Genomic DNA, 9634 nt, shown 5'->3' with positions numbered 1-9634 from the left:
TTTAGCACGGCGAAATAAAAACAAATGAAAGAATCTGAATTAATTGCTCATGCTGAAAATGCCACTTTGTGGAAAAAATATCCGACACTAACAAATTGGGAAGTCCGTTTTTTAAATAATATCATCACTTCGTATCGGCAATGGAATAACATTTCACCGAAACAAAAAGCCGCCACATTTAAAATCCTCCAAAGAGTGTGCGAAATCAAATAGGGGTTTTACGCCATATCAAAACTGCAACAGGCGATTTTCAAAAATCAGCCGATTAGTCGTACAATTGCTTTTACTCCTTATGACGGTAACTTCCATGCCTACGGTATAAAAACCATAAAGAGAATTGGGTGGATCAATTTTGATTGATCGGATTTAGATAAAAAGTGGATCAGTTTTCGGTGATCGTTGACAAAGCGGAACTCTGTTATGATTTATTTGGTGATTTGTTGCTTATTCAGCGTTGGGGCGGATTGGGTAATCGACTTAATGGGCAACTAAAATTGTTTCTGATTTACTTACCGGAGTGGCACGGCTCCATGCGATTGATAGGCAGTGCCGGAAAAGAAAAAATCCTTATCATCGGGTAGAATAACCTAATATCTATTTCCTTTTTAATTTTACTTAATGTTTTTATAATCGATGACCAAACAAGAGTTAACAGCCCTGAATATTGCGGGTTTTATAAAAAGCCAAACATTAATACTCTTAGATAAGCTCAATCAGCTTAATCTGGATGATTGTGCAGATGAGTGCGAAGATTTGTACGACATGGCAGAAGAGCTTTATCTTAATTTGAAAAAAACACTGGAAAGATGATTACTCACCCTATTCTTTGCACAGAAAAACAAGCAAAAGATTGTAGTTACTCATAAAAATAAGGATGTCGCCGCTAATGGCGGCTCCGCTTATGTTTCCTTACAGGGTGTTAAAAACACAGTGAAAAAAAGCCTATTGCTTAAATAGATTGAATTCCCGCACAGAAATCAAATTTATCAATCGAATTAATTTCAACTTTGAAGGACTCCCTTACTGCCCGATGCCAGCTTGCCATACGCCCATTTTTAGGGGACGGCAAGCCTTCAAGTGGCTTTCGCGGCATATCCTCGCCATACATGGCTCCGGTATTCCACGTTCCACTTGACCCCAAATGGTCAATGGCTGCGTGACATCCGGCAGTAAGGGAACGGTGACATGGGGTCACCTCCTGCTGTCCCACTAAATAGGAGACACTCCCATGTCCCGATTTATACAAGGCGACAGCCTGAAAATTATGGCAACTTTTCCTGATAATGCAATCGATTTTATCCTCACCGATCCGCCCTATCTGGTTGATTACACGGATCGCTCAGGGCGCTCAATTGCTAATGACAAAACTGACGAATGGCTATTACCCGCCTGTCAACAAATGTTTCGCGTATTGAAGCCCAATAGTCTGATGGTCAGTTTTTACGGCTGGAATCGGGTTGAAAAATTTGTTGATGCGTGGAAAAAATCCGGCTTCCGTATTGTTGGTCATCTCGTTTTCAAGAAACGCTATACGTCGAAAACTGGGTTTTTAGGGCACAGCCACGAAAATGCTTATCTGCTGGCGAAAGGCCGTCCGGTAATGCCCGTCAAGCCAATGAAAGACGTACAGTCATGGCAATATACAGGTAATCTTTATCATCCAACTCAAAAGCCCGTTAGTAGCTTACAACCGCTCATAGAGTCTTTTACGCAGCCTAACGCAATTGTACTCGATCCGTTTGCGGGTTCTGGCTCTACCTGTATTGCTGCTGCGCTTTCAGGACGGCGTTATATTGGTATTGAGCTTCTTGCTGAATATCATGCCATTGGTCAACAACGTATTGCCGCTTTGCGTGCTCGGCGTGTTGCTTAAAGAGAAAATAAAGGGCGGTCTATCCGCCCAGTTTTATTATTTATTTTTCGTTGTTAATCGCGATTGTTGGATTAGGTACTGAACTTGATATCTAACAATCAATAACTCAATAGAATTCAAAAAACTATTTTTCAAACAAACGTTAATCATCAAACTAGAGTTAAACAAGATATTAATCAGTCCGTGGTGAGAGTGATTCCATAATCATATCCATCGAAAAACCACGACTTTGGAGATACCTAATCTGCTTCGCTTTTTCCTTAGGCTCAATAGGTAAATCTTCACCAAACTTTTTAACTCGACTCTCTGATGCCATCTCAAACCAATCAATATCCAGAGAATTAATTAAATTTTCAGTAATTTCTCTCGCAATCCCTTTTTGACGTAGTTCGAGTCGAATTCTTGTCACTCCATACTGTTTTCGTAAAAAACGAGTGAGCATATTTTCAGCTATACGCTGGTCATTAATATACCCCTCATCTCTTAGATTATTGAGCGTCACTTCAACATCGATAGAGTCCTCTGTTAATTGACTCAAAATTCTCCGCATTTCACCGTTGGTATAATCCTTACGAGATAGTAATGACACTGCATGATGATATAGTTTGTCTAACCTTTTCATATCTATAACCTTTTATATGAAAAATGCTATTTATCTAAAAAATAGAATCCTGAAATGGATCCAAATTTTTTTGGATTCATTTCAGGATTGAACAAAGGGCTTGCCCTGCGTTAGTAATTTTCTTTTTTCTTCTTCAAATTGCTTCTGGATTTTTTCAGGCAGCCGTTTTAATACGGTTTGTTGCATCTGATAAGCATCGATATAACCTTCAATTCTTTCATCATGTTTTTGTTGCGTGTAAAACAAAAAACCTAACATACAACCGCAAAATAGGGTACTAAAAATCACCAAAACCGCCATAATGACAGACAGGGTGTGATTCTTGTCGCGCTCATTTTCTGCCAACGTGATGGTCATTTCATTTTTCGTCTGTGCAATTAATTTTTTGAAATTTTGGGCTTCCGTTTTAGCCGATGCATTTATTTCTGCCCGATATTTTTCAAGTACCTCCTCAACACTTTTTTCGGTCTGTTCAACGGCATCGGCAATTAATCTTAATGACCCTTCTATAGCATACTTAATATCAGCAGGTAATGCGGTGATTTGGTCGTTCACACGACCTAAATCGCCGATTAGCTCGATCATCAGCGCATCTCTGGCACTTCTTGGATTAGGTTCTTTTTCATCCATTCTATTCAATCTCGATTAGTTGGTTTGGTTGAACAAATTTTCATAAACGGAATCCAGATTTCGTTTAACGCTTTTAGCCAGGGCTTTAAGGCCAAACATATCCGCCCAATGATTTCTGTCTTTTTCGCTGGCCTCTTTGTTATTTTTTAATAAGGATTTGTAATCCGTTTCGTCAGAAAGGAGCGCATCCACCGTTAATCCTTTGATAGACAAGGCGTCAAACAGCTCATTTTCAAAAATGGCGCACTCTTTATTCAGAGTGAAATTTTTTGCTTTTTTATGATGATTAATCACAAAACAAAATTCTTCATCAACGTCATTATCCACTCTGTTGAAAATCACTTTTATTTTTTCTTTGGCAATGCCAATACTTGAAAGTGTATTAATCATCAACACCGTTTCTTTTTGTTCTTTTGTGCCCGATGTAACGGGAATTAAAAATAAATCAAATTCTTCATGTGAATCATCAAACTTGATCATGTTGTTCATGAATTCTTCGATATTAGATGCGCCAATATCGATGATTGCCGTTTCTTCAAGCATCATTTTCTTAAATAATGCTCTGAATTTATTGCCATCCATTTTTTCCACGTCAATCCCTAATCCCTGAGCCGTTTCATTGATTGATTCGATGGCAAAAATTGGTGCTTGCATCCGAGGCGATAATAAGTGAGCGGCCACCGTGGTTTTTCCAACGGTGCCGGTATAATTAAGTATGGCAATTTTCATTATTCAGGCTCCTGATAATTTTCTAAGTCTTCCAGATTAATAGATTGTTCTCTCAATTTTTTTAAATCTGACGGGTTGCGGATTTTTTTACGGTGTCGGGTTGAGTTGTTTTATCCAACTTTTGTGGTTGACTCATGTTCTTGGTTGTAGGTACAAACCGTATTTTTGCGAGCAAATCAGCGCAATATTTTTGGATGTAGCGGTTAAATTGGGATTCACTGAGAGAAAATTGATAGGTTTTAACTAAGTGCAGATAGATTTGTCGGTTGGTCTCTCCTTCGTTAAGTTTTTCTCTGATCTCATTAAGGTGTTTTATGAAGACAGCGCGCCCAATTCTTGATTTTGATCTCCAGTCCTTCATTGTTTTGCCTTTAGACTAATCGATTTTTGTCAGAATGCTCATTAAAGCATATTAATGCGTACTAATGATTATTAGTGGCATTATACCTCCATCTATTGCGTATTAAAGCTTTTTATTGCGTAATAGTGAAGATTAATGAATGCCTGGATCAGTCATTGAAATACCAGAGGCACGTGACCGATGTTTACAATGGGCGAAAGCCCACTGTAAAATCGACCGTGCCAAAGGGGGACCCCCTTTGAAACCCCAGACAAAAACAAGTTAATTTTTCTGTCAGAAAAATGGCGACGGTCAGGCCACCTCTGGCCCGTCATAATCGGCGTCCGATTGCGGTGTTTCGGTTTCATTTTCATGGTGTCTATCGATAGGAGTGGCTTGCCAAATGCGGCGTTGACCGGATTTGTTCACCGATTTGCCATCCGCTTGTGTTTCTGTCCACTTAACCGGGACAACGCCTTTATCTTCAAGTCTAATTGGCTCATTCGTTTCAAGGCCCACGACGGCATCTTCCAGCCCAACACCCCACAAGGTCTTGACGTTGCCATCATCAAGTTGCAATTTAACAAAATAACTGTCATTGCGTTTTTCTTCCGGTTTGCTCATGTCGGGTTTAAATTTAAAGGGCGCAGCACCGTGTTCAACCAGATAGCCTTCAAAAACACCCAGCTTGTCTGTTGAGGGTGCTTGCGTTTCCTTTTCTGGCTCACCTGACGCTGCTTTTTGATTATCGAGCGTTGTTTTTTCTGTATCAACAGGATTGTAAGGTTTTTCAATACGTGAACCCGTTTTTTCAATCGCCAGTTCTGCTTTTCTGGCTTCCAGTTGCTGATTCATTCCCTTGTCCGTGAAATGAATATCCAGATTGTTTTTAGCCACCACCTCAATTATTTGGTCTTTAAACGCCTGACTGCCCTTAATCGTTAAGGTGCTGCCAAACTTTTCTTTGGCAAGTGTCAGGGCGACCATGATGGCTGAATCTGTCATCGCCGCTTTTCTGACCGTAATGGCATTACCGGTATCGACAAACAAGGTGCGATCGGTTTTTTTATCCAAATAATGTACGTTCTTACTTAACTTCGCGCGTTTGGTGTAAAGATCGAACGCTGAGATTGCGCGTTTCTCATTATCCGCGCTTTTTCGCTCTAATTGCGCCTGTAAATGCCGAATGAATAATTCAAAGCGCGATTTAGCCGGCATGGCTTTGTCATCAGGTATAGCGCCGCTAATTGAATTATCCGGCGTACGGGATGATGGAATTAATTGACGAATAGTTTTACTCCCCATATCGGGTTTCTCCATTTCAAAAGGTAGATTAGGATGCCTGATACCCTGATGCGCTTTCAGGCGTTCGAACGTTAACACTGACAGGAATTGACTTTTTTCTTTGCGAGTTAAACGCGCATCCCGCATGATGGTCCGACGAACAGTGAAAAATTGATTATCAATGGTATGGATTGCTTGACGATGAGCGGGTTCAATACGGTTTTCTGTTGCGCGACGTAAAAAATAGGCGGCGACATGGGAGGCATTTTTATTTGTTTTTGGCATCACCCTACGAACCAGGGACACGACGGTCGATTTTTTCTGATGATTTTTTTGCTGAAAGAAGCTGTCGCTACGCTGTTGTATTTGTTCGAGGGTGGCCACTGCATGGGGATTTAAGGCATAAGGTGGAAGTGTCAACGTGCCGGCGACTGCTCCTCCCATTCCTTCCCTGATTCGATATCCGGCTCGCTCGAGGGATTCGGTGAGACTGGGGATGCCAGGAATGTGGGTAAACCGGTCTGCATCGGTGTATCTTCTTCCGTTTCCTGCCCCTGATAAATCAGATCGCAATCCATCACTTCGTCCTGATGTTGACTGTCCCAGGTGAAGGTGTGCATCACCCGGCAAAAACACCGTATGCTCGGCTGTGAGACCGTGCCGGTGAGCTGCCACATTGCCGCCGGACATACTTTGCAGGCCATCGGCAAATGCGGTAATGCGTCCTGTTTGAGTTTCAGCAAGACTTCGCTGGTGATAGTTTTGCCGTTTGGCAGGGTGTAACTCATGCTGACCCCTATATTTTTCGTAAAAGTCAATTTGCCGTTTCGCCAGTAATAATCGTTTCTCTGCCGGCGCGGCAGACTGGTAAAGTTTGATGAATTTGGATGAGGCTTTACTGACATATTTGATTTCTTTCGCGCGCTGCGGCCAGCCCTTTAACCGTTCCTGGATAACCTGTTTATCCAGTGGGGGTTTTTTCAGTTCGCGACGGACAATAAAATCCTCCTGGAAAATGGTTTCTTTCAAATTGGTAAATTTGGCATTACCCGGCAACTTGACGGCAATGTATTCGTTCTCTTTGCCTTTATTACGAATGCGGGTCTCGCCATAATCAGCCACTAAGTTATAAAAATCGTGGCGCGTATGTATCGCTTTATCGACAATCTCAGTGACGAGCTTCTGTTTGAAATCGCGATTTTTACTCAGAAAATCATCCCCCTTGTAACGCGATAACACCTCCGCTACATTAGTAGGATTGATGCGGATATGTTCACGTGGGGATTGAAGCTGATATTTCTGGTTAATGTACTCCTGAAACGCCTCGAAATATGAAACATGGGAATCGAACCAGCCACGAGGATTCATTTCTCGCCCGGATAAAAGATTTTTTCGGAGAACCAGAATATGAATATGCGGCTTTCTCTCAATCATTTTGCCGGTCTTTTTGTCGGGCAAAAATTTGATTTTCGGAATATGCGCTTCCGCATAAAAATTGTATTCTTCTGCTTCATAGGCGTACATGAGAAAATCTTTAAATTCTTGCGTAAGGGCGAGTAAGGTTTCATTAGCTACACACTCTTCACGAAAAGAAAGGGTAAAAGAAACGTAACGTTCTTGTCCCTTATCGGGGATCTGTCGATAAATCATTTGGGTTAAATCCAGATCCCCATAAAGAATAACCCGCTCATCCAATTCTTCACGTGATAAATCGCGCCCGTTTTTTTTGCCTTCCTCAAGATATTCTTTACCGCCATCGTTATAGCCTTTGACTCTAATTAACATCGTGGACTCCTGATAACAGCAGTTCCCTGATATCAATCAGCCCGTTATTCACCTGCCGGTAAAGTCGTTCAGAGACTTTTTGGGTGAGATGGGCAATATTGACCTGATGGGCGATTTGATTCAGGTTGTTACTGGCTTTGTTGTAGAGAAACATGAGGTGGCCTAACTCCTTTGACGGTAAAGATTGCACGGTAAGATTTACATTTGCCTGTAAAAATACTTCACGAAAAAAAGCCGATCTCGTCATCTGCGATGTCAGCAGTTTTTCCTCAAAATGCGAAAAATCTTCCTGAGACAGACGAAAAGCGACCACTTTATCTTTTAATTTGGACATAACAGCATCCTTTGAAAATGGGGCAATAAAATAGCGAGGGAAAATAAAGGATGAGGAAGAAATTTTGATAATTAAAAAAACAACTTAAAATCTTTTCCGACAGGGTTCAGTGCGGTTAAACTCAAATCCCACTTTTCCAGTGGTTTTATCTTGTAAAATCAACATGGCATTGAAATTTTTCCCTGCTTTGCTTTTAAAGCCTTTAATCATGCCTGTTTTTCCCTTTTGAATGAGAATTTCAACCTGTTTAGCGGTGAGTTTTTTCTCTGCCACCGTAGACCAGATTTTAAAGTCACAGCCGGTACAGGCAAACAGTTTGGGACGCACCACAATATCCTTACCACAATTGGGGCAGGGTGTGGCTAATCTTTCTACCTGTCCACTGTTGGGTTTTGTTTCGCCTTTAATTTCACCCACGCTGACTGTATTGACGTGCTGGCGCAAATCATCGATAAGCGTATTCACAAATTCATCAACCGTTTTACTGCCTTGCTCGATATCGCTTTGTTGTGCTGACCAGAGCGCAGTCATATCGGGAAGTGTCGCTGACGCTGGCAGAGCGCGGAAAAATGCCACGCCGGTTTCAGTGGGGATCAACTTCCCTTTTTCTTCACGGATAAACTGGCGGTTTTTTAGTTTTTCCAGCATGTCAGAACGTGTGGCGGGTGTACCGATGCCGCCGTGCTCATCCTTTTTGTCTTTATCCTTTTCTTTTAGCAATTGTTTAATTTGTGCATCTTCAACGAAATCCGCTACCCGCACCAGTGCTGCCAGTAGCGTGGCTTCGGTAAATAGCAGCGGTGGCGTGGTTTTCTTTTCATTCACGGTCACCGCATCACAACGGCCGGTTTCCCCGGTGCGTAATGCCTGTAGCACGCCAAACGCGCTGTCCGGCATATCCTCATCGCTGGCGTCTGACGCTTCACCTTTGAGAAAGGCGCTAAACCCGGCATCCATCGTTTTTGTTGCCCGTGCGCTAAAGGTTTCACCTTCAACCTCAACGACAACTGAGGCTTCCAGATAACGCTTGTTGGGCATGAACTGCACCAGATAATGTTGTGCGATTGCTAGATAAACTAACCTTTCATGCTCACTAAGGGCGTTTAATTCCGGTACTTTGGCCGTCGGGATAATCGCGGTATGCGCCGTTACCTTGCCACTGTCAAACGCCTTGCTTTTTCGGCTTTGATCAAGGGCAAGTCCGTTAAAATCGCTAATGCCTTGCAGTGCCTCAAGTACCTGTGGCGCTTCGTTAAACTGCTCGTCAGATAGATAGGAGCAATCTGAGCGGTTATAGGTGATCGCTTTGTATTTTTCGCGTAGCTGCTGGGTGATTTCCAGCGTTCGCGCCGCCGTCATTTTGTGCTGGCGGTTCATCGTCTGTTGCAATCTCACCAGATTGAACGGAAGTGGCGGTGCGTTTTCTTTTTCCTGCACGCCAGCGGCCTTTATATCGGCGTCCTTGCCGCGTAAACGTGCTGCCAGTGCATCGGCATAACTTTTGCTGGTAAGACGCTTCTTGTCGTCCTGCGGCGCATTTTCGTTGACCTTCCAGTTGGCGGCGAATGTCTGGCCGTTAACGGCAAAATCCCCGATAAGCGGGTAGTAAAAACTCGACGTGTGCGACTGATTGGCGAGATAGCGGCGTACTATCAGCCCAAGGATCGGCGTTTGCACTCTTCCCACGGACAAGACGCCCCGATAGCCGTTTTTGCGTCCTTCAATGGTATAAGCACGGGTCATGCTCATACCGTAAATCAAATCGCCAGCGGCTCGTGCGAGTGCTTTGCGGTAAATTCCTTTGAACTGGTGATTATCTTTCAGTTGGGACAGTGCCTTTTTAACGGCGGCGTTGGTGTTGTCATTAATCAGCAAACGCTTAACTGGCTTGCTGTTGCCGGTATATTCCAGCAATTCCTCAACCAGTAATTGCCCCTCGTCGTCCGGGTCGCCTGCGTGGATAATCACATCAGCCCGGTTAATCAAGTCAATGACGGTTTGGGTATGCGCTTCCTTTCCGGCAATCGGCTCATAGCG

At 42.9% G+C, this 9634-nt stretch carries 12 protein-coding genes; 4 read left to right on the top strand and 8 right to left on the bottom strand.

The window, feature by feature from the left end; all coding sequences use genetic code 11:
• The first annotated feature begins 24 nt into the window (after positions 1 to 24).
• The 3 genes from G468_RS0119075 to G468_RS23335 all read left to right on the top strand — a co-directional run bounded on the left by G468_RS0119075 (position 25) and on the right by G468_RS23335 (position 810).
• Positions 25 to 213, top strand: coding sequence for a hypothetical protein (locus G468_RS0119075; RefSeq protein ID WP_026824291.1), 189 nt, complete (start codon positions 25 to 27; stop codon positions 211 to 213).
• 164 nt (positions 214 to 377) lie between these two features.
• Positions 378 to 581: a hypothetical protein gene (locus G468_RS0119070; RefSeq protein WP_026824290.1), complete on the top strand. Its 204-nt coding sequence runs from the start codon at positions 378 to 380 to the stop codon at positions 579 to 581.
• A gap of 52 nt (positions 582 to 633) precedes the next feature.
• Complete coding sequence (locus tag G468_RS23335) at positions 634 to 810, top strand: Rop family plasmid primer RNA-binding protein (protein ID WP_071846930.1); 177 nt, start codon at positions 634 to 636, stop codon at positions 808 to 810.
• Between the two features lie 139 nt (positions 811 to 949).
• Here G468_RS23335 and G468_RS24110 read toward each other — a convergent pair whose 3' ends face one another.
• Positions 950 to 1195: a hypothetical protein gene (locus G468_RS24110; protein WP_135678894.1), complete on the bottom strand. Its 246-nt coding sequence runs from the start codon at positions 1193 to 1195 to the stop codon at positions 950 to 952.
• Positions 1196 to 1228: 33 nt separating this feature from the next.
• On the opposite strand from G468_RS24110, the gene G468_RS0119055 reads away from it, so the two are divergent.
• A complete protein-coding gene (locus tag G468_RS0119055; protein WP_026824289.1) occupies positions 1229 to 1873 on the top strand; it encodes a DNA methyltransferase in 645 nt (214 codons plus the stop codon).
• Positions 1874 to 2045: 172 nt separating this feature from the next.
• Here G468_RS0119055 and G468_RS0119050 read toward each other — a convergent pair whose 3' ends face one another.
• The 7 genes from G468_RS0119050 to G468_RS0119020 form a co-directional block, all read right to left on the bottom strand.
• Positions 2046 to 2495 carry a regulatory protein RecX gene (locus G468_RS0119050; protein ID WP_034250633.1) on the bottom strand — a complete coding sequence of 150 codons (450 nt, stop codon included), beginning with the start codon at positions 2493 to 2495 and terminating at the stop codon, positions 2046 to 2048.
• A gap of 81 nt (positions 2496 to 2576) precedes the next feature.
• A complete protein-coding gene (locus G468_RS0119045; protein WP_026824287.1) occupies positions 2577 to 3125 on the bottom strand; it encodes a hypothetical protein in 549 nt (182 codons plus the stop codon).
• A gap of 15 nt (positions 3126 to 3140) precedes the next feature.
• Positions 3141 to 3854 (bottom strand): StbB family protein, encoded by a 714-nt coding sequence (gene stbB / locus G468_RS0119040; RefSeq protein WP_026824286.1) that lies wholly within the window; start codon positions 3852 to 3854, stop codon positions 3141 to 3143.
• Between the two features lie 61 nt (positions 3855 to 3915).
• Positions 3916 to 4215 carry a hypothetical protein gene (locus tag G468_RS0119035; RefSeq protein WP_026824285.1) on the bottom strand — a complete coding sequence of 100 codons (300 nt, stop codon included), beginning with the start codon at positions 4213 to 4215 and terminating at the stop codon, positions 3916 to 3918.
• A 291-nt stretch (positions 4216 to 4506) separates the two neighbouring features.
• Positions 4507 to 7263, bottom strand: a complete 2757-nt coding sequence (locus tag G468_RS23565) for an LPD7 domain-containing protein (protein WP_026824284.1) — start codon at positions 7261 to 7263, stop codon at positions 4507 to 4509.
• Complete coding sequence (locus G468_RS0119025) at positions 7253 to 7597, bottom strand: plasmid mobilization protein (protein WP_026824283.1); 345 nt, start codon at positions 7595 to 7597, stop codon at positions 7253 to 7255. Before G468_RS0119025 ends, G468_RS23565 begins: the two co-directional genes overlap by 11 nt.
• Before the next feature lie 84 nt (positions 7598 to 7681).
• Positions 7682 to 9634, bottom strand: a 1953-nt coding sequence (locus G468_RS0119020; RefSeq protein WP_026824282.1) for a type IA DNA topoisomerase, incomplete at its 5' end; no start/stop codon positions are given.

It is taken from the genome of Arsenophonus nasoniae DSM 15247, assembly GCF_000429565.1.
Classification (GTDB): domain Bacteria; phylum Pseudomonadota; class Gammaproteobacteria; order Enterobacterales; family Enterobacteriaceae; genus Arsenophonus; species Arsenophonus nasoniae.
The sequence above is the reverse complement of the archived record's forward strand: the minus strand, read 5'-3'. Positions and strand labels throughout refer to the sequence as shown.